Origin of the sequence: Microvirga terricola (assembly GCF_011777495.1) — a bacterium.
Lineage (GTDB): Bacteria > Pseudomonadota > Alphaproteobacteria > Rhizobiales > Beijerinckiaceae > Microvirga > Microvirga terricola.
In genome coordinates this window covers 164062-187633 of record NZ_JAATJS010000005.1, presented here as the reverse complement: position 1 = coordinate 187633, position 23572 = coordinate 164062, and the positions used below count along the sequence as shown (strand labels likewise).

Sequence of the window (23572 nt, the reverse complement as noted above, 5' to 3'; positions counted from 1 at the left end):
AAACCCGAACCACAAAGCCGCCGCAGCCCTGGCCGCCGCCGCAGCCCTCTGCCTCATCGCAACCGGCGCGCTCCTCTGGCAACACTTCGGACCCACCCTCTTCAACGCCCTGATCCTCGCTCCCCTCGCCTGGTGCTTCTAAACCGCGACGTCCGACCCAAGCCATGAAACGTCTTCGACCACCAAAATGGACGGAAAACGAGGTCCCATAATCCCCGCCAGCACGCCACGCTGACCAAAAGGTAATAAAATCGTGTCGACTGTTCCTTGTCCAACCCAGCAAACAGTGTCTGTCGAGATCCATAGCGGCCCTTGCTGTGCGTAGATTGACTCCGCAGTATATCGAGCCGCAGGGGATGAGGTGTGATTACTCGACTTTTAACTATCGGCTTCTCACAGACGGCTTTTGCCACCGCGCTCGTGCTCGCCTTGGTGTTTCCGGCTTGCCCAAGCTCCGCGGAAGAAGCTCTGACTCCACTTCAACAGGGGAATTGGCCGACCAAGCTGGAGGCCGTGGTCGATGACTTGGTTTCCCGTCTTTCTGCCGAGAACAAAGAGATTTTACGAAAGACAAAGAAGGATCGCCTCATCCTCTTTCATCATGGCTGGGGAACGGGAATTCGTAACCACTACGAACTTTGGCGCGGGAATGCTGAGCTCATCAAGGCCGCGTGCGGCGCGCCCTGCCATCCCGACGATGCCTCAATGAAGATTATTGAGGCCGTCTGGGCCAAGCTTCAAAAGTAAGCATGCAAAAATCGAGTTGTCGGGCAAAGGCTTTAGGCTGGAGAGAATTATGAGTCGTAGAATGACCGCCTCTGCACCGCCTTTGATCGGCTAGTGAAATTGAGAGGAGACTACCGCAGTGCCCGATCGCTTTGCCATGCTTCAAAGCTATCTCTGCCTTGCCCCCGTGATCCCTGTCGTCACCATCGATGATGCGCGGGCGAGCATCGATCTTGCCCATGCTCTTCTCGAGGCTGGGCTGCCGGCGATCGAGATCACACTCCGAACCCCGCAGGCGCTCGATGCGATCAACGCCATCGCCAAGGCTCTGCCTGACGCCGTGGTTGCGGCGGGGACGGTGCTGCATAGGAGCCAGATCAGCGAGGTTATCGACGCGGGCGCCAAATTCATTGTCACCCCCGGCACCCCGGTTCAGCTCGCCGAGCATCTGAGCGAGGCGGCGATACCCGTCATGCCCGGTTGCGCGACCGTTTCGGAAGCGATGACGCTGGCGAGCCTTGGCTTTGAAGCCCTCAAATTCTTTCCGGCGGCCGTGTCGGGCGGAGCCGCATGGCTCAAGTCCGTCCAGGGACCGCTGCCGACGCTCACCTTCTGCCCGACCGGTGGGATCGATCTTGCGAGCGCTCCGTCTTATCTGTCTCTATCCAACGTCCCCTGCGTCGGCGGCACGTGGATCACGCCGCGGGAGGCCCTGAAGAGTGGGGACTTTGCCGCGATCGGGCGTCTCGCCGCCGAGGCATCCGGCCTCCGCAAGGCGGCATGAACCAAAAGCCAAGGCCTCCGTTGTTTTCTTAGCTCGGCTTCGAACACATGTGGGAGGCCGCCGTGATCAGCTACAAGAAACTGCTGGACGCCGTCGTCGGAGCGACCGAGGGCGGCGGTCGCGGGGGCTGGGCAGGGCGCGTCGCGAAGATCGGCGGCCTCGCGCTTCTCGGCGGTCTTGCCTATCAGCTCTTCCATACGCGCCGCACCGAGGGTGAGCGAGGACCTGACGCTGGTCCGGCTTCCGTCATGCCGCCCGAGACCTCGCGATTCCATCCGGTTTCGGTCACCGAAGACGACGCGTTGTTATTTCTGCGAACCATGGTGGCGGCAGTGACGGCCGATGGGCGCGTCGACAAGCGCGAGCACGAGCTGTTGCTGAAGGCGTTGATTGAGAGCGGAATTGACCCTCAAGCGAGCAGCTGGCTGGAAGACGAATTGGCGTCCCCGGCAGATGTGGATGAGATTTCCGACGCCGTGAACGATCCCGAGAAGGCGGCGCAGGTCTATGCCGCCGCGCGCCTCGCCATCGACCCCGATACGATTCAGGAACGAGACTTCCTCCATCGGTTGGCCGACGCTCTCGATCTCGATCCGACTGTGCGCAAACAGATCGACGACATGGCAGAGAAACTAAGCTGATGTCCATTCCGCGTGGTGGACAGCTTCGCCTTGTTCCAATCGCGGGCCAACGAAAGCACGTCGGGGCATCGGGTTCAGGCGGGCACGTTAGCTGCGATTCAAGGGCTTGATGCTCTGATACTTTACGGTCGTCTGAACGCCGCCGCGTTCGTCATAGCGCTTCGCTAGGATGAAGCTGAGATCCTGGGAATAGAGATCGGTATGCTCGGACAAGACCCGCCCCTCCGCGTTAAGAAAGCGGTTGCGGATGACGAGCACGTTGTAAGTGCATGGGCCCAACTGAAGGCGCTCCTGCCCCGTCACCGTCATTTCGATCGACACAAGCGCGCCAGCTTTGGTCGGATCCGCCGGAGCGTAGGTCAGAGCGCGCCGGGTCGTTAGGTCGAGAGGAAAGATGGATCGCAGATCGGACAGCGGCACGTTGATGGTCCGGGCCGTATCATCGAAACGGCTGACGAGGAAGAGCCCGCGATAATAGAGAGCATCCTGCCGTTTGCCGCCCGCGAAGGTGTTGACGGCGTGAACGAAATGGTCGGAGGTGAAGCGAATTTCCGCTTGCGCCCCCGGCCTCTCAAGCAGAAAGCCGAGCTTTGCCGTTTGCGCGGTCGGGCAATCGTCAGCGAATGCCGGTAAGCTGAGGGCGAAAAAGAGTGGAAGGCAGACAAATTTTTGAATCATGGCCGTATGACGAAGTTGGAGCCGTTCCCTTCGCGATCAAAGCGCCCCGTTGCGACATGTGCAACAATATTTATACATTGCGAATAAAATCAGAAGCTCAGCCTGTCGACATCCGATCGTCCCTTGGGAGGGGTGGCTAGAAACTGGAACGGACAGAGTCGACCGACGATTGATTTCCGGCAAGCCACCGGCTCAAATCAAGACGCCGTCATCGGCTGACATCAGAAAGGATTGCGGAATGGTTGAAGGGCCTCACCGTCGCACGCCGGATCAGCTTCGCTCCCGTCTTTGGTTCGACAATCCCGACAATCCGGGCATGACGGCGCTCTATCTGGAGCGTTACCTCAACTATGGCCTGACGCGGGAGGAGCTGCAGGGCAAGAAGCCGATCATTGGCATTGCGCAGACGGGCTCGGATCTTTCGCCGTGCAACCGCCATCACCTCGAGCTGGCGAAGCGCGTGCGCGAGGGCATCACGGCGGCTGGCGGCATCGCCTTCGAGTTTCCGTGTCATCCGATTCAGGAAACCGGCAAGCGCCCGACCGCCTGCCTCGACCGCAACCTCTCTTATCTCTCGCTCGTCGAAGTGCTTTACGGCTATCCGCTCGACGGTGTCGTGCTGCTGACCGGTTGCGACAAGACCACGCCCGCCTGCCTCATGGCGGCGGCGACCGTGAACCTTCCGGCGATCTCGATGAATGTCGGCCCCATGCTCAACGGCTGGTATCACGGTGAACGAACCGGATCGGGAACCGTCATCTGGAAGGCGCGCGAGCGCCACGCTGCGGGCGAAATCGACTACGAGCAGTTCATGGACATCGTCGCGTCATCGGCGCCGTCCGACGGCCATTGCAATACCATGGGCACAGCCTCCACCATGAATGCGCTGGCGGAAGCCCTGGGCATGTCGCTGCCTGGTTCAGCCGCGATTCCCGCGCCTTATCGCGAACGCGGGCAGATGGCCTACGAGACGGGTAAGCGTATTGTCGAAATGGTGTGGGAGGATCTGAAACCGTCCGACATCATGACGCGTGAAGCGTTCGAGAACGTCATCGTCGCGAATGCAGCCATCGGCGGTTCCACCAACGCGCCGATCCACATCAACGCCATCGCCAAGCATATTGGCGTGCCGCTCACCTGCGATGATTGGGAGAAGATCGGCTTCGAGATTCCACTGCTCGTCAACATGCAGCCGGCGGGCGCTTATCTGGGCGAGGAATACTACCGCGCCGGCGGCTTGCCGGCGGTCATCGCCGAATTGATTGCGGCAGGAAAGATTCATGAGCGAGCGCCGACCTGCGCCGGCGCCACCATCGGCGACAATTGCCGCGGCAAGTTCACCTGGGATCGCGAAGTGATCCGGCCCTATGACAAGCCGCTGAAGGAAAAGGCGGGCTTCCTCAATCTCAAGGGCACGCTGTTCGACTCCGCGATCATGAAGACCTCCGTGATTAGCAAGGAATTTCAGGATCGCTATCTCAGCAACCCGAGCGACCCCAATGCGTTCGAAGGTCGTGTCGTGGTGTTCGACGGGCCGGAGGATTATCACCACCGCATCGACGATGCGTCGCTCAACATCGACGAGCGCACCATCCTTATCATGCGCGGTGCGGGCCCCATCGGTTATCCCGGTGCAGCAGAGGTGGTGAACATGCAGCCGCCGAGCGTGCTCATCAAACGCGGCGTGTTCGCCTTGCCCTGCATCGGCGACGGACGTCAGTCGGGGACATCGGGCTCGCCTTCGATTCTTAATGCGTCACCGGAGGCGGCGGCGGGCGGTGGGCTTGCGCTTCTTCAAACGGGCGACCGCATCCGCATCGACCTCAACAAACGCAGCGCCGATATTTTGATTTCCGACGAGGAACTGCGCCGCCGCCGGGCGGATCTGGAAGCGAAAGGCGGCTATCCTTATCCCGCGAGCCAGACGCCGTGGCAGGAGATTCAACGCTCCATGGTCGACCAATTGTCAGAGGGCATGACCCTGAAACCTGCGATGAAATTCCAGCGGGTCGCCCAAACCTTCGGCGTGCCGAGAGATAATCACTGATCCGCCTGCGCCGGGCGAAGGCGGTCGCCCTCTTGCGGAGAAGCAGGGCGCCGCTTGCCTTTACGCTCTGGAGGAAAGCGTGCGGGTGGAAATCCGCCCGCGGAGCATGTAAAAGCGGGCTTTGTGCGTATATTCATAGGTATTGGGTGCGCTAAGTACCAACGCGACGCCCCAATCTGCAAAGCTGTTTTCTGTTCGATGCCGTTCGGCGTTTTGTCGAACATTATCGTCTCCAGATTTCCGACGGCAAATTCTGGTTCGAAGCTCAGCGTCCACAGGTCGCCCGTACTTTAGCGTTTGACCACTGAACCTGCCGTTGCGAAAATCGGAAAATCGCAGCCATTGTCGGAATTGCGCAATAATTTTATTGTTACAAAGCGTCTCTGGATGGTTGTGCATCATGTCTCGTCGGAACGGTCTGCCCGGCAAGCAGACAGGAGGCTCTTCTTCACCCGCCGTTGAAGGCAACCTCCAGTCGGAAGTGTGCTCGGGATGACGCGGCAGGATGCTTCACGGGCCAGCGCCGGGCCGTCCGAACCAGAGGTCGCTCCAAAGAGGCCAGAGGGCGATCTGGTGATCGACCACACCTGGCAGTCGAACAAGCTCGACGAGCTGGAGAACGCGCTCAATACGCTCGTCTCGCCGCAGCAGCTCATGCCGCTCTCGCGAGACGGTCGTGCCGGTGGCATGTTCGGTTTTCGGGGCCAGTTCGATCTCGGCATCTTCCGGCTCCATGTGGGCCGGGACGTGGAAACGCAGCAAGCTCCTGAGGAGGCGACGACGATCGGATGGCCTTCGTGACGACGCTGGGTGGAGCAAGCCAGCTGACGATCGGCCGTGATGCCTTCGCCTTCTCTCCAAATCGGGCGGTCATCTTCACCTCCGGCCCAGAGCGTCGGATCACGATCCCGAAGGATGCGGACAACCATGTCCTGATCATGAACCGCCGCAAGCTTGCGGAATGCTGCGCCGAGCTGCTCGGCTATGACATCCCCGGCTTCGTGGATTTCGCGGTCGATGCGGATATCGAAACGGGTGCAGGGCGAAGTTTTCAGCGCCTCCTGGCCTATGCCGAGGCCGAATTGTCGGAGCCGCACGCACTCATCCGGCATATACCGGCCGCCGGGCGGCAATTCGAGCAGTCGTTGCTGACAGGCTTTCTCCTCTCGCATCGCCACGCCTATTCGGACGCGCTCCTCGAGCCGCAATCGCCGGCCGTGCCGTTCTACGTGAAGCGGGCGGAAGCCTACATCGAAGCGCATTTCGCCGAGCCGCTGTCGCTCGCCGATATCGCTGCGGCGGGCGGCGTCAGCGCGCGCAGCCTGCAGAATGGGTTTCAGAGCTATCGGGCTATGACGCCCATGGCGTTCCTGCGTATGGTGCGGCTGCGTCATGTCCGGCAGGCGCTGGTCCAGGCCGACCCGGCGTTGATGACCGTGACGGGCGTGGCGCTTGCCTGCGGCTTCGGCCACATGGGCGAGTTCGCTGCCCTCTACCGCCGCACCTACGGCGAAACTCCGGGGCAGACGCTCGGCCGATCACGCCGCTCATGAATCTTTCGGGCTGCGCGGCCAAGGCGTCTCCGGCACCGCTGTCAGCGGCCCCTTGCCGGAGAACCACGAGATCAGGTTGTCGACGACGAGCTGTCCCATCGCCTTGCGGGTATGGACGGAGCCCGAGGCGACGTGGGGCAACAGCACCACATGCTCCATGTCGATCAGTTCCTGCGGAACGCGCGGCTCGTCATCGAAGACATCGAGTCCAGCTGAGAGGATCGTGCCATCACGAAGCGCCGCGATCAGTGCCTGTTGATCGACCACGCTGCCGCGCGCAACGTTGATGAGGACGCCATGAGAGCCCAGCGCCTTCAGCACATCTGCATTGATGAGGTGTTTCGTCGAAGAGCCGCCGGGCGTGATGATGATGAGAACGTCGGAGTCCTCAGCAAGGCCGACAAGGCTCGGGTGGAAGGCATAAGGCACGTCCTTCTGGTGCGTCCGGCCATGATAGGCAAGGGCGACGTCGAACCCTTCGAGCCGTTTCGCGATAGCCTTGCCGATGCGGCCGAGGCCGACGATGCCGACCTTTCGTCCGCGCAAAGTTGGTGAGAGTGGAAACGGCGCTTTCAGCCACCGACCTGCGCGCAGATAACGGTCGGCTTGTGGGACTTGGCGGAGCGTTGCGAGCAGAAGACCGATGGTGAGGTCCGCCACCTCCTCGTTCAGAACGTCCGGCGTGTTGGTGACGACGATGTTGCGTTTGGCCGCCTCCGACACATCCACGTTGTCATAGCCGACGCCGAAGCTCGAGATGATTTCGAGGTTGGGCAACTGGCCGATGAGCGCCGCATCCGCGCGGCCGGTCATCGTGCTGGTGGCAAGGCCGCGAATGCGTGGGCCGATTTTGGCGAGATAGGCCGCGCGGTCAGGCTGCTCCCACAGACGATGCAGGGTGAAGGCCCGGTCGAGGGATTCGATGACGCTCGGCAGCATCGGCCCCGTCATCAGAATGTCGGTCTTGGTCATACGAATGATCCTGAAAAATTTTTAGCCCAAGCTGCAACGGGCGGCAGCGCCCCTGCGAAAAGCCTCGTCGATGGCTTTGCCTTCGCGCTGAAGCGCGCTCTTCACGTCAGCGGGAAGATGCAGCCAATGGCAGCCGCGTAGGGCGGCCTCAAGGGCGTAGAGTGCATTGAGGCTGACGCGTCTCGGCAACATGAATTTGAGGCGGCGATACGCTTCGACCGCTCCAAGCATCCGGAGCTCCGCGACGGTGCGGATGCCGACCTCTTCCAGCCACGCCTGCGTGACGGGTCCCACGCCCGGCAGGGTGCTGATTAGCGCGTCGCTCATGCTCTCGTCTCCAGCTCGCGTCGGTCGATGCGCTCACGATAGAGCAAGTAGAGGCCGGAGGCGATCACGATGCTCGCGCCAACCAGGGTCCAGATGTCGGGCCAGTCGCCGAAGAGGATGTAGCCTAAGGCGAGCATCCAGATGATTTGCGAGTAGATGAAGGGCGAGAGGATCGAGGCGGGGGCGCGGGCGTGGGCGAGTACCAGGAGCCAATGCCCGAAGGCGCCGAGTGCGCCGGTCATGAACAGGAGAAGCCAGGTTTCGAGCGAGGGCGGCGTGGTCCAAATCCAAGGGAGCAGCGGCGTCGTCAGCACGAGCCCCGCGAGGCCCGAATAGAAGGTCGTCGTCGAGGAGGAATCGTAAGCCGCCAACATGCGCGTCGTGATGCCGTAGAAGGCATAAGTCGTCGCGCCGGCAAGCGAGATGAGGGCGGCAGGATGCAGGGCGCCGAGGCCCGGCCTGATGACGACGAGAACACCGATCAGTCCTACGCCGATGGCGACGAGGCGATGGACGCCGACACGTTCACCCAACATCGACCCGGCAAGAAGAGCGACGATTAGTGGGGTCGAAAACTGGATCGACGTGCTCTCCGTCAGCTGAAGATACTTTAACGCGGTGAAGCTGCAGATCGTGGTGAGAAACATCAGCCCCGAGCGTATGAGCTGGAGCGAAAGGCGTCGCGACCGCGCAAAACCGGGCCGCGTCCAGGGATTGATGAGGAAGGATGTCAGGACCACGGCCGACATATAGCGGGCCCAGACGGTCACGAGCGGATCGACCGAGCGGTTGACCCATTTCACGGTGGAATCGAGGCAGGAGAAGCAGATCAGCGCGGCGCACATGAGCGCGATGCCGGTGATCCGTTGCCTGTTCAGGGCAGCAGAGGGCGAGGAGAGGGCAGATGTCGCGGTGTCAGCCATGGACGCATGCTAGCGGCGAGGCTTTGTCCCGACGAGTGCCGGTCGCGCACAGCCCTCCTGCGCACGACACAATTCTCAAAACGTGGACAATCAGGCCGAAAGGGCAGTGGGTTCGTCGGCTGCGCTGAGGTCCTCGAGATCGTCATCCGTCTCGAAGCCCGTCTGATCGGCACCCGTGATGCCGGCGAGATTCTTGGCGGCTTTGCGCAAAAGCTTTCTCAGCCGCTTGCGGTCCTTAGCGTCGAAGCCTTCCAGCAACTCGGCTTCGACCTCGTCCCAGAGCGCGTCTATGGCGGCGGCCTTGCGCTTGCCTTCCTTGGTCAGCTTGACGCGGACCACACGCGCGTCGCCCGGCTCAGTATGGCGCTCGATGAGTTTCAGCGTCGAGAGTCGCGAGACGGTCTTGGAAGCTGTCGGAGGGCGCACGCGAAGGATGCCGGCAAGCTCGCCCATGGTCATAGGTCCGGAATTGGCCAGGGCCTGAAGGACCTGTTCCTGCCCGGCGAAGAGGCCGAGTTCGGAGAGTTTATCGCCCGTGCGGCTGCGGTGAAGCCGTGAAGCCTGAACCAAAGCCCAGCCGACGCTCTTCACGCCCGGATGCTTGACGTCCTTGTCCATCAACGTCCCCGCTTTGCTGAGCGGATTGGCGCCGGCGATGTGGCCGACCCGCTCGTTGTCTCGTTAACGTGGGCCTTCGGACCGGCGATTCACGCCTTTCCGGATCAGGCCCATCTGTCGACGGGAGCACCATGGTCAAAACTCATGACGTTTCGATGACAGTTTGACACAATTCGGCCGCGGCCTTGATTGGGGCCGGTTACCTAGGTCTCGGGAGCGAGCGCGCTTTCGTGCCAGCGCCGGAGTGCCGCGTGGGTGAGGGCGGAGAGAATCAGGAAAAGGATGATCCCCGTCAGGGCCAGCAGAACCAGGGCGGCAAAAAGACGGGGAATATTGAGCCGGTACTGGCTTTCGATGATTCGGTAGGCCAACCCCGCGCCCGCCCCGGCGGAACCCGCCGCCATCTCGGCAACGACGGCGCCGATCAGGGAGAGGCCGCCTGCGATTCGCAAGCCCGAGAGAAAGGCGGGGAGGGCGGCAGGAGCACGCAAGAGCCAAAGCTCCCTCATCCGCGAACCGAGGTGCGCTAGCGCCGTTTGCTGCGGCGGCACGCCATAAAGCCGGAAAAGTTCGAGCAGGTTGCGGTCGACCGATTGCAGGCCGAGCATCGTGTTCGACAGGACGGGGAAGAATGCCACGAGCCATGCGCAGGTCAGCACCGCGGCATCCTGTGGCATATAGATGAGAAGCAGCGGCGCGATGGCAATGACCGGGGTCACCTGCAGCACGACCGCAAAGGGATAGAGCGAATATTCCACGATCCGCGAGAGACTGAGCAGAACCGCAAGCCCAACGCCGCCGGCAACCGCGAGGCCAAGCCCCAGCAGCGTTGTCTTGAGCGTGACGAATAACGAGGCTGACAGTAGCGGCCAATCGGCAACGACGGTCTGCACGATCAGGCTCGGTGCGGGGAGGATGTAGGTGGGCACCGCATGGCTGCGGACATAGAATTCCCACGCGCCGATGGCCGCGATGAAAACCGCGAGTGGTAAAGCGATGCGGGAAAGCGTGCGTGGTGCGATAGCGATTTTCATCACTCCGTCCCCTTGTCATGGACCGAGCCGATGAGGAGGCGTGAGACCTCCTGGCACAACGCGGCATAGCGAGGGCTGGCGCGGAAATTCGGGTCGCGCTCTGTGGGCGTGACGGCCTCGACCTCGGCCGCAATGCAGCCGGGTCGTGTGGTCATGATCGCAATGCGGCTGGAGAGATACGCGCTCTCGTAGATCGAGTGAGTGACGAACACGATGGTGCAACGAAGCTCCCGTTGCAGGCGCAAAAGATCGTCATTGAGTTTGAAGCGCGTAATCTCGTCGAGTGCCGCGAAAGGCTCGTCCAGCAAGAGCAGCTTCGGCCTCATGCTGAGTGCGCGGGCGATGGAGGCGCGCATCTTCATGCCGCCGGAGAGTTCTCGCGGATAAGCCTTCGCGAAATCCTCAAGGCCGACAAGCGCGAGGCTTTGCGCAATGCGCTCACGCGCGTCGCTCTTCGACACGCCGCGAAGGCGCAGCGGCAGCCACACATTGTCCGCGACATTCGCCCAAGGCATCAGCGTCGGCTCCTGGAAGACGAAGCCGATATCGTCGCGATGATCCGCGCTCGATGCAGCGGGCCAGGTGACGGTTCCTTGAGTCGGATGCGTCAGGCCCGCGATGATCCGCAGTGCAGTGGATTTGCCGCAGCCCGAAGGGCCGAGCAGCGAGATGAACTCGCCCGCGCGGATGTCGAGGTCGAACCCCGCAAGCGCGGTCACGCCATTGGCGAACACCTTGCCAATGCCTTGCAGGGAGACGAGCGGGGTAATGGCCTCTGTCATCGGAGTTGCGGTGTGCTGCGCTGCGCCGTTCGGTCTTACTTTCTCAGATCGAGGCCGACGCCCTTGTTCACGAACTGAAGCGTATAGGCCTTTTTGTAATCGAGCTCCGGCTTGAAAAGCCCGGCCTTCACCATCTTGTCGAAAAAGTCCTTCATGCGCGCATCGCTCATCGCGCCGATGCCGAGCTTGGCGGTGTCGCCGGAATCGACGATGCCGTATTCCTTCATCTTGGCGACGGAATAGGCCAAAAGCTCGTCTGTCATCTCTGGGTTGTCGCGCTTGATAAACGCGTTCGCCTTGGTGTTGTCGCCGTAAAGGTAATTGTACCAGCCGATGGTCGAGGCATCGACGAAGCGCTGCACGAGATCGGGGTTCTTCTCCGCCACCTCGCGACGCGTTTCGACCGTCGTGGAATAGGTGCTGAAGCCGTGATCCGCGAGCAGGAACACATTCGGTTTGAAGCCTGCCGCCTTCTCGATCGTCAGCGGCTCCGCCGTGACGTAGCCCTGCTGCACGGCGTGTCTGTTGGCGATGAACGGCGCTGGATTGAAGCCGAAGGGCTTCATCTGCTCATCCTTGAAGCCGAACTCCGCCTTCATCCATTGATAGAAGGTGGCGAAGCCATCCTTCGAGAGCAGGATGTCGTTCGACTTCTTCAGATCCGCGAAGGTGTCGAGTCCTTCGCCCGGATGGCTCAGGAGGACTTGCGGCTCTTTCTGGAAATGGGCCGCGACGACGATGGTCGGGATGTCCTTCTCCACCGCCGAGAAGGCCTGAATCATGCTGCCGCCCATGTAGAAGTCGAGCTTGCCGACGCTCATGAGCATGCGGTTGTTGGCGCGCGGGCCGCCTGGCACGATGGTGACCTTGAGGCCGTATTTCTCATAAGTCCCGTCGGCGAGCGCCTGATAGTAGCCGCCATGCTCGGCCTGGGCGATCCAATTGGTGCCGAAGGTCACCTCAGTCAGCGGCTGCTGCGCCTGAGCGGCGCCCCCCATGAGAGCTAGCGCCAGCGCTGCGGCCATGCCAGTCTTGAGCATCATCGCGGTCATTCTCAGGCCCTCGGCAGCGGCTCTATGCCGTTCATGGCCCGCTTCTGCGCGGTTCGGGCAGGATTGGCAAGGTCCCTTGCGTCAGGCCCGCTTTAAGTGGCGGGCTCCAAGGCCCAGGGGTAGGTCCACGTTTCCGTGAGTGTCCTGTTCCCGGCGCGCAGGAAGGCCCTCAGGTCCGTGGATTGGCCCGGTTCGAGCTTGACGTCGATGGCGGCCCGGAAGCCTTTGGTGTGATCGTTGGGCATGATGAAGGTGTGCGTGATCGTGCCGCTCGACGTCGTCGGCACCAGTTCCACCAGCCGGGGGTCGTTCAGATAGTAGGGTAGGTTGCCGCCAGCGAAATCGATCAGGAAACGGCGATAGGTCGCGTCGCTGGGGCTGTTCGTGCCGCTGGCCCGGGCCGGGGTATGGAAGGTGTTCACGACTTTGCCGCCAGGGTGCAGCCTCTCCGCCGAGATCGCCTTCAGCTTGTAGGACAGCGTGACTTCCTGGCCGGGCTCATAGACGCGGTTCGGCCGCCAATAGGCGACGATGTTGTCGTGCGTCTCGTCCGGGGTGGGGATCTCCACCAGCTCGACGCGGCCCTCACCCCATTGCCCGACGGGCTCGACCCAGTAGCCCGACCGCTTGTGATAATAGGCCTCGAGGTCCTGATAGTTCTCGAACACCCGGTCGCGCTGCATCAGACCGAAGCCGCGCGGGTTGTTGTCGCTGAAGGACGAGACGCTCTTGCGGTCCGGGTTGCGCAAGGGCCGCCAAATCCACTCGCCCGCGCCCGACTGCATGAGAAGCCCATCCGAATCGTGCACCTCAGTGCGGAAATCGTCTGTGCTGTGCCGGTCGTTCTCACCCTCGAAGAACATCGAGGTGAGGGGCGCGATGCCCACATTGGCGAGAGGTTTGCGTGGAAAGAGCGTCGCGGTGACGTCGAGCGTCGTCTCCTTCGACGGATAGATGTCGAAGCGATAGGCGCCCGTCACCGAGCGGCTGTCGAGGAGAGCGAAAATCGTCGCCCGCTCGCTGTCGGCCTTAGGCGTCTCGATCCAGAATTCGCGGAACTGAGGAAACTCCTCTCCCTCCGCGCCGTCCACGTTGATGGCAAGGCCGCGCGCGGACAGGCCATATTTTTGGTCCGCGCCGAGAAAGCGGAAGTAGCTCGCGCCGAGAAAGGCGATCACCTCGTCGAAGACGCGCGGGTCGTTGAGGGGATAATGCAGCCGGAAGCCCGCGAAGCCGAGATTGACCGGCAGCGGCTTGTCGATCTTGTTGCGGCCGTAATCGAACAATTCGCGCTGGTAGGGGATCGGCGTCGGCACGCCGTCGCGCACCACGTTCACGGTCACGGGCCGCTGGTAGAGGAAGCCCAAGTGGAAGAGCTGCATCCGAAACAGCCCGCCGCCGGATGAGAGAAAAGCCCGGTCGGGGCGGAAGCGGATGTCGCGGTAATCGTCGAAGCTCAGGCGGTTCAGCGGCTCGGGCAATTGCGTCGGGGTGTCCTCATAGGGCGCTGCGGCCAGCTCGCGCGCCTTCCGCACCACATCCTCGAAGCGGAATTGGGCGGTCACCGGCGCACCCTGCGGCGCCTGGGCCAGCGCCGGCATGGCGACGGTGGCGAGAAGGCTCTGCAGAAGGGCGCGACGTGACAATGGGGACATGGGTACTGAACTAATCCGCTTTGCGAAGGAGAGGAGGCCGGGCGCGGCCACCGGCACGCGACTTTCGGCCTTCTTTCATGCGCCTGCGCCACTTAATGGAGGCTGAATGGGAGCGGGGAGGCGTCCGATGAGCGGGAAAGGTGAAAAAATCCTGCCGGAACGTCAAAAAACTCTTGTCGCGCGAGTCTATCGGGACTATTTGAACGCTTGCCCAATTTCGCACGTGCCTGTGGTCGCGTGCCGGTTGGTGGGCATCCGGACAAGAGGCCGGACAGCCGCCCGAGAGCACCCTCGCTCTCGATACCCCTAACCGGCAGCCGGAGGCGAAAACCGGCGCACCCCGTTCTCAACGGGGGACGCGGCTTAAAGCAACGACGAACGGGCTTTTTTGGTCTCGTTGGCCCTCCAAAGGTCAGCACCGAAGAGGCTTGTTTATCATTGCCAGGCGTGCGGTCAGGGAAACCTCCCTTTCCAATCCAAGGCAGCATCGTCGGGTGAAGAGCCCATCGACGCGTTTCGTGTCTCCACAGCACGACCGCGTGATGAATCTTCCCTCGCTGACGCCGGGTGCCGAATCCTCCATCGGATTCTGACACCTGAACTTCAATCCGGGGCCCAGAAGAGCCCCATTGAACCTTTGGTGGGGAGAGCGCCATGACTCAGCGCATCCGTGAATTCCTGCGCGACCGACGAGAAGACGGTCCCTGCGTCGTCGTCGACCTCGACGTCGTGCGCGACAACTACGCGAAGTTTGCCCGGTCGCTTCCCGACACGCGCGTGTTCTACGCCGTGAAGGCGAATCCTGCGCCGGAAGTGCTCAAGGCGCTGGCCGATCTCGGCTCCTGCTTCGACACGGCTTCCGTCGTCGAGATCGAACTGGCGCTCGCCGCCGGCGCGACCCCGGAGCGCATCTCCTTCGGCAACACGATCAAGAAGGAGCGCGACATTGCGCGCTCGCTCGAACTCGGCGTTCGGCTCTTCGCGGTCGATTGCGAAGTCGAGGTCGAGAAGATCGTCCGCGCGGCGACGAAGGTAGGTGTTCCGGCTTCCGACGTGAAGGTGTTCTGCCGCATCCTGTGCGACGGCGCGGGCGCCGAATGGCCGCTCTCGCGCAAGTTCGGCTGCGTTCCCGAAATGGCCGTGGACGTGCTGGAGCACGCCCATCGTCACGGGCTCGAAGCCTACGGCGTGTCGTTCCATGTCGGTTCGCAGCAGCGCAACACGGAAGCGTGGGATCAGGCTCTCGATTCGGCAGCCACCATCTTCCGCGAATGCGCCGATCGCGGCATCCACCTGTCGATGGTCAATCTCGGCGGCGGCTTCCCGACGAAGTACCTGAAGTCGATCCCGCAGGTGGAAGCCTACGGCGAATCGATCTTCCGGGCGCTGTCGAAGCACTTCGGCAACCGTCTGCCGGAGACGATCATCGAGCCGGGCCGCGGCATGGTCGGCAATGCGGGCATCATCGAGGCCGAGGTCGTTCTCGTCTCGCAGAAGAGCCGCGAAGAGGGCGAGGTGCGCTGGGTCTATCTCGACATCGGCAAGTTCGGCGGTCTCGCCGAGACGATGGACGAGTCGATCCGCTACCCGATCCGCACCGCGCACGACCACGACACCAAGGTGCCGTGCGTGCTCGCCGGACCGACCTGCGACTCGGCCGACGTTCTCTACGAGAAGGAGCACTACTGGCTCCCCATCTCGCTGGAGATCGGTGACAAGGTGCTGATTGAAGGTACTGGCGCTTACACGACCACTTATTCCGCGGTCGCGTTCAACGGCTTCCCGCCGCTGAAGTCCTACGTGATCTGATCACGTCCCGCCCGTCTCGTTTTCGAGGCGGGCACCAACCCCGAAAAGAGTTGTCCCGGACGGCCTGCTTGTTCGCAAGCAGGTGCGAGGGCTGTCGCTCATCCCCGAACCTGGGAGGCTACGGCCATGATCATCATTCGCGAGGAAACGATCCGCGATGTCGACGCGCGCGAAGCGCTGCTCGATGTCTGCTTCGGACCGGCGCGCTTTCAAAAGACCTGCGAGCGGCTGCGCGAGGGGCGTAAAGCCGCGCATGGCCTATCCCTCATCATGGAAGAGGATGGAGCTGTCATCGGCACCGTGCGCCTGTGGCACATCTCCGCCGGGCCGAACCGCACAGCGCTGATGCTCGGCCCCATCGCCATCGATCCTGCGTGCCAGGGCGCGGGCCATGGCGCGCGGCTGATGCGTGAGGCGCTGTCGCGCGCGGCTGCCCAAGGCCACGCGGCGGTGCTGCTTGTCGGCGACGCGCCTTACTATGAGCGCTTCGGTTTCTCGGCCAAGCACACGAGCGCGCTGTGGCTGCCGGGGCCTTACGAGAGCAACCGCTTCCTTGCTTTGGAGCTGAAGGCGGGTGCGCTCGACGGTGCGCATGGGCTCGTGTCCGCGACCGGCGAGGTCGAAGGCAAGCCCGACTTTGCAGCCCTTGTCGCCGCCGCGGCGCAAGGCGCGATGGGAGGCTTGAACCGAGCCGCCTGATTTCATCACCGGCATTCAACGCGCGCCGCATCCGGGACAAGGGTGCGGCGCGCGTGCGTTTGCCACCGATCAACTCTAACCTTAGTAACTAGCCTGACGAAGGAGTTTTATGATGACCAACTGGCCCGTCCATGGCCGGATCACCGGCCCGATCGTGATGATCGGTTTTGGTTCGATCGGCAAAGGAATGCTGCCGCTGATCGAGCGCCACTTCGCGTTCGATAAAAGCCGGTTGGTGGTCATCGATCCCAACGATGCGGATCGCCACATGCTCGATGAGCGTGGCATCCGCTTCGTTCACCAGGGACTGACTCCCGACAACTACAAGCACCTGCTCAAGCCCCTCCTGACAGAAGGCGGCGGCCAGGGCTTCTGCGTGAATGTGTCGGTGGACACATCTTCCCGCGACATCTTGGAGCTCTGCCGCGAAGTCGGCGCGCTTTACATCGATACGGTCGCCGAGCCGTGGTTGGGGTTCTACTTCGACAAGAGTGCTGGACCGGCCGCGCGCACCAACTACGCCCTGCGCGAGATCATTCTGGACGCGCGCCGCACGAGCCCCGGTGGCCCGACGGCCGTCTCCTGCTGCGGCGCGAATCCCGGCATGGTGTCGTGGCTCGTGAAGCAGGCGCTGCTCAATCTCGCGAAGGATATCGGCATCAAGCACGAAGAGCCGAAGACCCGCGAAGAGTGGGCGGCGCTGATGCAGCGCGTTGGCGTGAAGGGCATCCACATCGCGGAGCGCGACACGCAGCGTGCGACGTCGGAAAAGCCGATGAACGTGTTCGTGAACACGTGGTCGGTGGAAGGCTTCGTGTCGGAAGGCCTGCAGCCCGCCGAACTCGGCTGGGGCACGCATGAAAAGTGGATACCCGCCAACGCGGGCACGCATGAGAAGGGTTGCGGAGCGGCGATCTATCTGCTGCAGCCGGGCGCCGACACGCGCGTTCGCTCCTGGACGCCGACCGCACAGGCGCAGCACGCCTTCCTGGTGACGCACAACGAGTCGATCTCGATCGCCGACTACTTCACCGTGCGCGAGGGCGACAAGGTCGCCTATCGTCCAACCTGCCATTATGCCTACCATCCCTGCAACGAGGCGGTGCTGTCGCTGCATGAGATGTTTGGCAAGGCCGGCAAGGCGCAGGATAAGTTCCACATCCTCACCGAGGACGAGATCGTCGATGGCATCGACGAACTCGGCGTGCTGCTCTACGGCCACGGCAAGAACGCTTATTGGTACGGCTCGCAGCTCTCCATCGATGAGACGCGGCTCCTTGCGCCTTACCAGAACGCGACGGGCCTTCAGGTGACTTCGGCTGTGCTCGCGGGCATGGTCTGGGCGCTGGAGAATCCCAATGCGGGAATCGTGGAGGCGGACGACATCGACTTCCGCCGCTGCCTCGAGGTGCAGATGCCCTATCTCGGCCCGGTCGTCGGCGTTTACACCGACTGGACGCCGCTCGAAGGCCGCCCGGGATTCTTCCCCGAGGATATCGACGCGTCGGATCCCTGGCAGTTCCGGAACGTGCTGGTGCGATAAGGCGCCATCCTCGTCATGGCCGGCCTTGAGCCGGCCATGCACGTCTTCTAGCCTTTCGCGCCGGAAAAGGCGTGGGTGCCGGGGCAAGCCCGGGCATGACGAAAAGAGAGAGCGCGCGATGCCCCATTTCGAGGAATTCTACGCCAACAAGCTTCTCGGCTCGCTCGGAGTCGTCGATGCGGAGGCGGTTCTCGATTTGCGCAACGCCACGCGCGAACAGGCGGCGGCTTCGATGCAAGACATGCTGGAGCGCAGCCGCTTCGGCCAAAGAAAAGCCGTTGCCATCCGCCTCACCCCTCCGCCGGAGGGCGGCGGCGAAACACTTTTCCAGCCGGTGGGAAAGGCGCTTCTCGAAGCCAAGAAACGTGGCTGGATCGAGCGGTTGCAAACGCTGCCCGCGCAGGATGGGTTGGGGTTCTACGTCGTTCTGTCGGGCAAGCCCGAACGGCCGGATGAGCCGAGCGCGGCCTGACCGTTCAAGTCGACAACGCCGCGCGGATATCCTCTTCCGTCACATCCTCAAGAGGCTTTGCCGCCTTGAAGACCCGCGTTTTCACGCCGGGTTCCATGACCAGAATCACGGTCTCGATGCCGGGACATGAGGGGTCGGTGCAGGCGATCTCGTTGATGGCGAAAGCGGTATCGGGCGCGGCCTGAAGCGCTGCGCGCACCCATTCCTTCACACGCTCGGTTGCTTCGCGGTTCGGCGTCGATGAGCCGAAGGCTTCTTTCAAAAAAGCTCCGAACCGCGCCATGCGTCACCCTCAGGTCGGGAGCGTTAGAATGCCCGCTTGGCCGTCCTCGCAGCCGAAGGCGAGGCGTTTGCCAGACTTGTCCCAGGCGAGCGCGGTGATGCCGCTGCCTTTCACGGCGGGGCGCACCAGCAGTTCGGAGGCATCGGTGAGGCGCACGAGCAGGATGCAGCCATCCTCATACGCGACCGCGAGCACGTAGGCGTTGGGGTGGAATGCGACGCGGCTCACTTTCGCCGGGCGCACGCCGCATTCGCGTGGCTGCTTGCCCATCGGGCCTTCCTTCGACTCGAAGGGCCAGATCACGGCGGCTTCCGCGCCGGAGGTGGCAAGCCACTTGCCGTCGTGTGACCAGGAGAGCGAGCGTGTCTTCGACGGATAGCCGCTCATGCGCATGTGGCCCTTGTCGGGCAACAGCCGCCAGCCGTGCAGCGCGTTTTCCTGCATGGAGGTGACGACGAAGCGCGCATCCGGCGACCAGGTGACGTCGAGATGCGAGCCCTTCCATTCGAGCGACTCGGGCTTGGCTTCCACATTCGGAAACCACAAGGTCGCGCCGTTGTAGTGGGAGATCGCCAGCCGGTAGCCCTTGGGCGCGAAGGCGAGACCGCGTGCCGTGGTGGGAACCTCAAGAACCTTCTCGCGACCCTTTTCGTCACGGGCGATAACGCGCTTGCCTGCGCCGTAGGCGAAGGCCCCACCGGGGCTCACGGCAAGCGAGTCGATCCACGCGCCCTTGGTCTCGGCCAGCGTCTTCGTCGAACCGTCCGTGCCGGTGACGGCAACGCGCCCGTCATCGCCGCCGGTCACGAAGCGCTCGCCATCGCTCACGCCGACCAGGATGCCAGCATCCGGATGCGCTTCGACACGATGCGTCTCGTCGTCCTTCGCTAAGAGAACGCCACCATCGCTGAGGCCGAACGCGGCGGTGCCTTTCAGCCAGCCGATGGCGGTGACATGCGCGCCTGCATCGATGGTGGTGACGTTTTGGGTGAGAGACGGAGCGGTTTGAGCGGTCATTCAGGCGATCCCTTCAGGGGAGCCAATAGCACAGGATGGCGCATGAAAAATCCCCTCCCCACCGCAAGTCGGGTGCTCCCGACTTGCGCCGGATAAAGCGGATCTCGGGAACACCCGAGATCCGTGGGGAGGAGAGGAGACAACGCTTTTCACGCTGCCGTCGCCAAGAACCCTTCCTTGATCGCCTTCTCGTTCAGGTCGCGGCCGATGAAAACGACCCTCGAGCTGCGCTTCTCGCCGGGCTTCCAATCGCCCTGCACATCGCCGTCGAGGATCATGTGCACGCCCTGGAACACGAACCGCTTAGGCTCGTCGGGGAACGCCACGATGCCCTTGCAGCGCAGAATGTTCGGCCCCTCGACCTGCGTGAGGTTCGAAATCCACGGCATGAACTTTTCAGGGTCCACCTCGCCATCGAGCTTCACGGAGATGGACTGCATCTCCTCGTCGTGATGGTGGTGATGGCCTTCTTCCAAAAAGTCCGGTTCGATTTCGATGATGCGGTCGAGATCGAAGGCGTTGCGGTCGAGCACCTCAGCAATCGGCAGCGAGCAATTCTGTGTGCGGTGCAGTCGGGCGTAAGGATTGATGGCGCGGATGCGCGCTTCGACCTCGGCGAGTTCGTCCGCCGTCACGAGATCGATCTTGTTGAGGATGATGACATCGGCGAAGGCGATCTGGTTCTTGGCTTCGGGGGCGTCCTTCAGGCGGTCGGAGAGCCACTTGGCGTCAGCGACTGTCACCACGGCATCAAGCCGCGCGGCGTCGGACACGTCCTGGTCCATGAAGAAGGTCTGCGCCACGGGCGCGGGGTCGGCAAGGCCGGTGGTTTCGACGATGATGGCGTCGAACTTGCCTTTGCGCTTCATTAGCCCGTCGAGAATGCGGATCAGGTCGCCGCGCACGGTGCAGCAGATGCAGCCGTTGTTCATCTCGAACACTTCCTCATCGGCGCCGACGACGAGTTCGTTGTCGATGCCGATTTCGCCGAACTCGTTGACGATCACCGCATAGCGCTTGCCGTGCGGTTCGGTGAGGATGCGGTTGAGGAGCGTGGTCTTGCCCGCGCCGAGATAGCCTGTGAGGACGGTGACGGGAATCTTATCGGTCATCGGATGTTCCGCGAACTTCGGCCGAAAGGCCTGGGTGGGGGCGCAGCTCAGCTCGACAGCGCGCTGCTGAAGGCCCTTATATTGTGTCTCATCATGTCAATGTAAGTCCCGGCGGGGCCGGTGGAGTCGGAGAGCGCGTCGGAAAACACCGGCTCGCCGATCTTGGCCCCGGTTTCCTTGGCAATGCGGTCCATCAGACGCGGGTCGGTGACGTTCTCCACGAACACGGCCTTGATCTTCTCGCGCTTGATCTGCTGGATGATCTTGGCCACGTCCCTGGCCGAGGCTTCCGCGTCGGTCGAGACGCCCTGCGGCGAGATGAACTCAATCCCATAAGCCGCCTCGAAATAGCGGAAGGCGTCGTGGGAGGTGATGATCTTGCGGCGATCCGCCGGAATGCGCGCGATCGCGGTCTTGATCTCGTCGTCGACACCGTCAAGCTTGGCGAGATAGGCGGTTGCATTCGCCTCATAGGTCGCCTTGCCCGCCGCATCGGAGGCGATCAGCACATCGCGAATATTGGCGACGTAGATTTTGGCGTTGGCCACGTTCTGCCAGGCATGAGGGTCGAAACCGCCATGATGATCGTGGCCATGGCCTTCCTCCTCGCTCTTCAGCGGCTTGACGCCCTTGGCGGCCTGGATCGCAACCGCCTTTGTCCCAGAGGACTTTACCAGCCGGTCGATCCAGCCCTCGAAGCCGAGACCGTTCGTGAAGACGATCTTCGCTTCCGTCAGACGCCGGCCGTCGGCGGGCGTCGGCGAATAGACATGTGCGTCGCCGTTGGGGCCGACCAACGTCGTGACTTCGATGCGCTCGCCGCCCACATTGCGCACGAGATCGCCGAGGATCGAGAAGGTGGCGACGACCTTCAGCTTGTCGGTGCTTTGCGCGAGGGCCGAGAGAGGCGTCGCGGCGAGCAGCACCGATCCCATCAGAAGCGACAGGGCCAATCGTCTCGTCATCATGGGCTTGTTCCTTGTTGAAGGGTCAGGCTTCGAGGTGTTTGCCGGGCCACGCGAGCCAGAGAAGACCTCCCTCGCGGCCGAGAAGCAGCGAGACGGTATAGATGCCTCCTGCCGCCAGAATGATCGCGGGACCGGCGGGCAGCTCCGCGTGGAACGACAGCAGGAGGCCGGAGAGGCCGGATGCGATTCCGATAACGACCGAGATCACCATCATCACCGTGATGTCGTTGGTCCAGAAGCGGGATGCTGCTGCGGGCAGCATCATCATGCCGACAGCGAGAAGCGTGCCGAGCGCGTGAAAGCCGCCGACGAGGTTGAGCACCACGAGGCCGAGGAAAATCAAATGCGTCGGCGTTCCGGCGCGGCTGACGGAACGCAAAAAGGTCGGGTCCACACATTCCAGCACGAGCGGGCGATAGAGCAGCGCGAGTGCGAGAGCGGTGATGGTTGAAATGGCGGCGATGAGCAGCAGCGTGTTGTCGTCGAGCGCCAGCACGGTGCCGAAGAGCACATGCAGAAGATCGACATTCGAGCCGCGCAGCGACACGATGGTGACGCCAAGCGCCAGCGACAGAAGATAGAACGCCGCGAGCGAGGCATCTTCCTTCAAGGTCGTGAAGCGCGAGACCAGGCCTGCGGCGACAGCAACGACAACGCCCGCAACCAGCCCGCCGATGGTCATAGCGGAAAGCGACAATCCTGCGAAAAGATAGCCCACCGCCGCGCCCGGCAGAATCGCGTGCGCCATGGCATCACCGGTCAGGCTCATGCGCCGCAGCATCAGAAAGACACCAATGGGGCCGCCGCCGAGCGCGATGGCGACCACGCCGACAAGGGCGCGCTGCATGAACTCGAATTCGGCAAAGGGGCTGAGGATGAGATTCAACATGGGTCCGGCGTTCACGCTGCGCTGCGGTGGCATTCATGCGCATGAGGATCGTAAGCTTCGACCATGCGGCGGGCTTTGAGGAGATTCTCGGCGCTCAGCACGTCCTGAGTCTCGCCCCAGGCCACGGGCTCGCGCGCAATCAACAGCGTCTTGGGGAAAGCGCGCTTCACCATGTCGAGGTCGTGCAGCACGGCGACCACGGTGCGGGATTCCGCATGCCAGCGGCGGACGAGATCGAGCAGGTCCGCCGTGGTGCGCGCATCAATGGCGGTGAAGGGCTCATCCAGCAGGATCACGGGTGAATCCTGCAACAGCAGCCGCGCGAAAAGCGCGCGCTGCATCTGGCCGCCGGAGAGCGTGGAAATGGGACGCCGCTCGAAGCCGATCAGGCCGACCGCCGCAAGCGCTTCCTCAATCTTCGTACGGTCCTTGCGACCCACGCCGCCAAAGAGGCCGGAGCGCGACCAGAGCCCCATGGCGACGAGATCGTAAACCGACAGCGGGAAGGAGCGGTCGATCTCGGCGGCCTGTGGAAGATAGGCGACCGGCACGTTCGACGCGCCAATGAGACGGATATGCCCCTCGAGCGGGCGAAGTGTTCCGACGATGCCTTTCAGCAGGGTCGATTTGCCCGCGCCGTTGGGGCCGACCACCGCCGTCAGGCTGCTCGCGGCAATCTCGCCATTGAGGTGATGAACGGCCGGACGGCGGCCATAGCCGAGGGTGACTCCATCGAAGCGGATCGCGGTCGCGGACATGAGGCTCACGCCAGAACGAGGAGGACCAAAAGCCAAAGCGTCGCGAGTAGAATGCTCGCCCCCGCCAAACGCTGCCCCGCCGACAGGCGGAGAAGCGAGAAGGTCGGTTCGGCGGCAATCGCGCGTGGCGCGTGGTGATGGTCGCTATGTGACATACAACCCAGATATAACGGGATTCCCGCCATTTCTAGAGGGCGTATAGTATTTTATACGCACTTTTTGATTGTATG

The 23572-nt window shown here is 62.6% G+C and carries 26 protein-coding genes; 10 read left to right on the top strand and 16 right to left on the bottom strand.

Annotated elements, in window-relative coordinates:
• The first annotated feature begins 363 nt into the window (after positions 1-363).
• From HB375_RS15585 to HB375_RS15575, 3 genes are all read left to right on the top strand, one after another.
• Positions 364-747 (top strand): DUF6794 domain-containing protein, encoded by a 384-nt coding sequence (locus HB375_RS15585; RefSeq protein ID WP_167673927.1) that lies wholly within the window; start codon positions 364-366, stop codon positions 745-747.
• 136 nt (positions 748-883) lie between these two features.
• Positions 884-1510, top strand: coding sequence for a bifunctional 4-hydroxy-2-oxoglutarate aldolase/2-dehydro-3-deoxy-phosphogluconate aldolase (gene eda / locus HB375_RS15580; protein WP_167673939.1), 627 nt, complete (start codon positions 884-886; stop codon positions 1508-1510).
• A 62-nt stretch (positions 1511-1572) separates the two neighbouring features.
• Positions 1573-2151, top strand: a complete 579-nt coding sequence (locus tag HB375_RS15575) for a DUF533 domain-containing protein (RefSeq protein WP_167673926.1) — start codon at positions 1573-1575, stop codon at positions 2149-2151.
• 87 nt (positions 2152-2238) lie between these two features.
• Here HB375_RS15575 and HB375_RS15570 read toward each other — a convergent pair whose 3' ends face one another.
• On the bottom strand, positions 2239-2829 hold the full coding sequence (locus tag HB375_RS15570) for a hypothetical protein (RefSeq protein ID WP_167673925.1): 591 nt from the start codon (positions 2827-2829) through the stop codon (positions 2239-2241).
• Positions 2830-3067: 238 nt separating this feature from the next.
• On the opposite strand from HB375_RS15570, the gene HB375_RS15565 reads away from it, so the two are divergent.
• The 3 genes from HB375_RS15565 (at position 3068) to HB375_RS15555 (ending at position 6429) form a co-directional block, all read left to right on the top strand.
• Positions 3068-4876, top strand: coding sequence for an IlvD/Edd family dehydratase (locus HB375_RS15565; protein ID WP_167673924.1), 1809 nt, complete (start codon positions 3068-3070; stop codon positions 4874-4876).
• Positions 4877-5449: 573 nt separating this feature from the next.
• Complete coding sequence (locus tag HB375_RS15560; protein ID WP_167673923.1) at positions 5450-5677, top strand: hypothetical protein; 228 nt, start codon at positions 5450-5452, stop codon at positions 5675-5677.
• Complete coding sequence (locus tag HB375_RS15555; protein ID WP_167673922.1) at positions 5665-6429, top strand: helix-turn-helix transcriptional regulator; 765 nt, start codon at positions 5665-5667, stop codon at positions 6427-6429. The genes HB375_RS15560 and HB375_RS15555 overlap by 13 nt, the downstream gene beginning before the upstream one ends.
• Here the strand turns inward: HB375_RS15555 and HB375_RS15550 are convergent.
• The 8 genes from HB375_RS15550 to HB375_RS15515 all read right to left on the bottom strand — a co-directional run bounded on the left by HB375_RS15550 (position 6424) and on the right by HB375_RS15515 (position 13792).
• Positions 6424-7401 carry a 2-hydroxyacid dehydrogenase gene (locus HB375_RS15550; protein WP_167673921.1) on the bottom strand — a complete coding sequence of 326 codons (978 nt, stop codon included), beginning with the start codon at positions 7399-7401 and terminating at the stop codon, positions 6424-6426. The two genes, HB375_RS15555 and HB375_RS15550, sit on opposite strands and share 6 nt — an antisense overlap.
• 21 nt (positions 7402-7422) lie before the next feature.
• Positions 7423-7728 carry a TfoX/Sxy family protein gene (locus HB375_RS15545; RefSeq protein WP_167673920.1) on the bottom strand — a complete coding sequence of 102 codons (306 nt, stop codon included), beginning with the start codon at positions 7726-7728 and terminating at the stop codon, positions 7423-7425.
• Positions 7725-8651, bottom strand: coding sequence for a DMT family transporter (locus tag HB375_RS15540; RefSeq protein WP_167673919.1), 927 nt, complete (start codon positions 8649-8651; stop codon positions 7725-7727). The genes HB375_RS15545 and HB375_RS15540 overlap by 4 nt, the downstream gene beginning before the upstream one ends.
• Before the next feature lie 90 nt (positions 8652-8741).
• Positions 8742-9269 carry a MarR family winged helix-turn-helix transcriptional regulator gene (locus HB375_RS15535; RefSeq protein WP_167673918.1) on the bottom strand — a complete coding sequence of 176 codons (528 nt, stop codon included), beginning with the start codon at positions 9267-9269 and terminating at the stop codon, positions 8742-8744.
• Between the two features lie 203 nt (positions 9270-9472).
• Positions 9473-10303, bottom strand: a complete 831-nt coding sequence (locus HB375_RS15530; RefSeq protein WP_167673917.1) for an ABC transporter permease — start codon at positions 10301-10303, stop codon at positions 9473-9475.
• Complete coding sequence (locus tag HB375_RS15525; protein ID WP_167673916.1) at positions 10303-11085, bottom strand: ABC transporter ATP-binding protein; 783 nt, start codon at positions 11083-11085, stop codon at positions 10303-10305. The genes HB375_RS15530 and HB375_RS15525 overlap by 1 nt, the downstream gene beginning before the upstream one ends.
• A 35-nt stretch (positions 11086-11120) precedes the next feature.
• Complete coding sequence (locus HB375_RS15520) at positions 11121-12137, bottom strand: ABC transporter substrate-binding protein (RefSeq protein WP_167673915.1); 1017 nt, start codon at positions 12135-12137, stop codon at positions 11121-11123.
• Between the two features lie 92 nt (positions 12138-12229).
• Complete coding sequence (locus tag HB375_RS15515; RefSeq protein ID WP_167673914.1) at positions 12230-13792, bottom strand: OpgD/OpgG family glucan biosynthesis protein; 1563 nt, start codon at positions 13790-13792, stop codon at positions 12230-12232.
• Positions 13793-14446: 654 nt separating this feature from the next.
• Between HB375_RS15515 and HB375_RS15510 the strand changes: the two genes are divergently transcribed.
• The 4 genes from HB375_RS15510 (at position 14447) to HB375_RS15495 (ending at position 18315) form a co-directional block, all read left to right on the top strand.
• The gene (locus tag HB375_RS15510) at positions 14447-15601 is read left to right on the top strand and encodes a type III PLP-dependent enzyme (protein WP_167673913.1); all 1155 of its coding nucleotides are present in this window, start codon (positions 14447-14449) and stop codon (positions 15599-15601) included.
• Between the two features lie 126 nt (positions 15602-15727).
• Complete coding sequence (locus HB375_RS15505) at positions 15728-16300, top strand: GNAT family N-acetyltransferase (RefSeq protein ID WP_167673912.1); 573 nt, start codon at positions 15728-15730, stop codon at positions 16298-16300.
• Between the two features lie 112 nt (positions 16301-16412).
• Positions 16413-17843 carry a homospermidine synthase gene (locus tag HB375_RS15500; RefSeq protein ID WP_167673911.1) on the top strand — a complete coding sequence of 477 codons (1431 nt, stop codon included), beginning with the start codon at positions 16413-16415 and terminating at the stop codon, positions 17841-17843.
• A 118-nt stretch (positions 17844-17961) separates the two neighbouring features.
• Positions 17962-18315, top strand: coding sequence for a hypothetical protein (locus HB375_RS15495; RefSeq protein ID WP_167673910.1), 354 nt, complete (start codon positions 17962-17964; stop codon positions 18313-18315).
• 4 nt (positions 18316-18319) lie between these two features.
• On the opposite strand, the gene HB375_RS15490 is transcribed toward HB375_RS15495, so the two are convergent.
• The 7 genes from HB375_RS15490 to HB375_RS15460 all read right to left on the bottom strand — a co-directional run bounded on the left by HB375_RS15490 (position 18320) and on the right by HB375_RS15460 (position 23497).
• Entirely contained in the window at positions 18320-18598 is a 279-nt protein-coding gene (locus tag HB375_RS15490; protein ID WP_246728530.1) for a hypothetical protein, read from the bottom strand.
• Positions 18599-18607: 9 nt separating this feature from the next.
• Complete coding sequence (locus HB375_RS15485) at positions 18608-19615, bottom strand: WD40 repeat domain-containing protein (RefSeq protein WP_167673909.1); 1008 nt, start codon at positions 19613-19615, stop codon at positions 18608-18610.
• 149 nt (positions 19616-19764) lie between these two features.
• A complete protein-coding gene (locus HB375_RS15480; RefSeq protein WP_167673908.1) occupies positions 19765-20727 on the bottom strand; it encodes a CobW family GTP-binding protein in 963 nt (320 codons plus the stop codon).
• Between the two features lie 47 nt (positions 20728-20774).
• Positions 20775-21695: a metal ABC transporter substrate-binding protein gene (locus HB375_RS15475; RefSeq protein WP_167673907.1), complete on the bottom strand. Its 921-nt coding sequence runs from the start codon at positions 21693-21695 to the stop codon at positions 20775-20777.
• 22 nt (positions 21696-21717) lie between these two features.
• Entirely contained in the window at positions 21718-22584 is an 867-nt protein-coding gene (gene aztB / locus HB375_RS15470; RefSeq protein WP_167673906.1) for a zinc ABC transporter permease AztB, read from the bottom strand.
• Between the two features lie 11 nt (positions 22585-22595).
• On the bottom strand, positions 22596-23342 hold the full coding sequence (aztA, locus tag HB375_RS15465; RefSeq protein WP_167673905.1) for a zinc ABC transporter ATP-binding protein AztA: 747 nt from the start codon (positions 23340-23342) through the stop codon (positions 22596-22598).
• A 5-nt stretch (positions 23343-23347) separates the two neighbouring features.
• Entirely contained in the window at positions 23348-23497 is a 150-nt protein-coding gene (locus tag HB375_RS15460) for a hypothetical protein (RefSeq protein WP_167673904.1), read from the bottom strand.
• Positions 23498-23572: the final 75 nt, after the last annotated feature.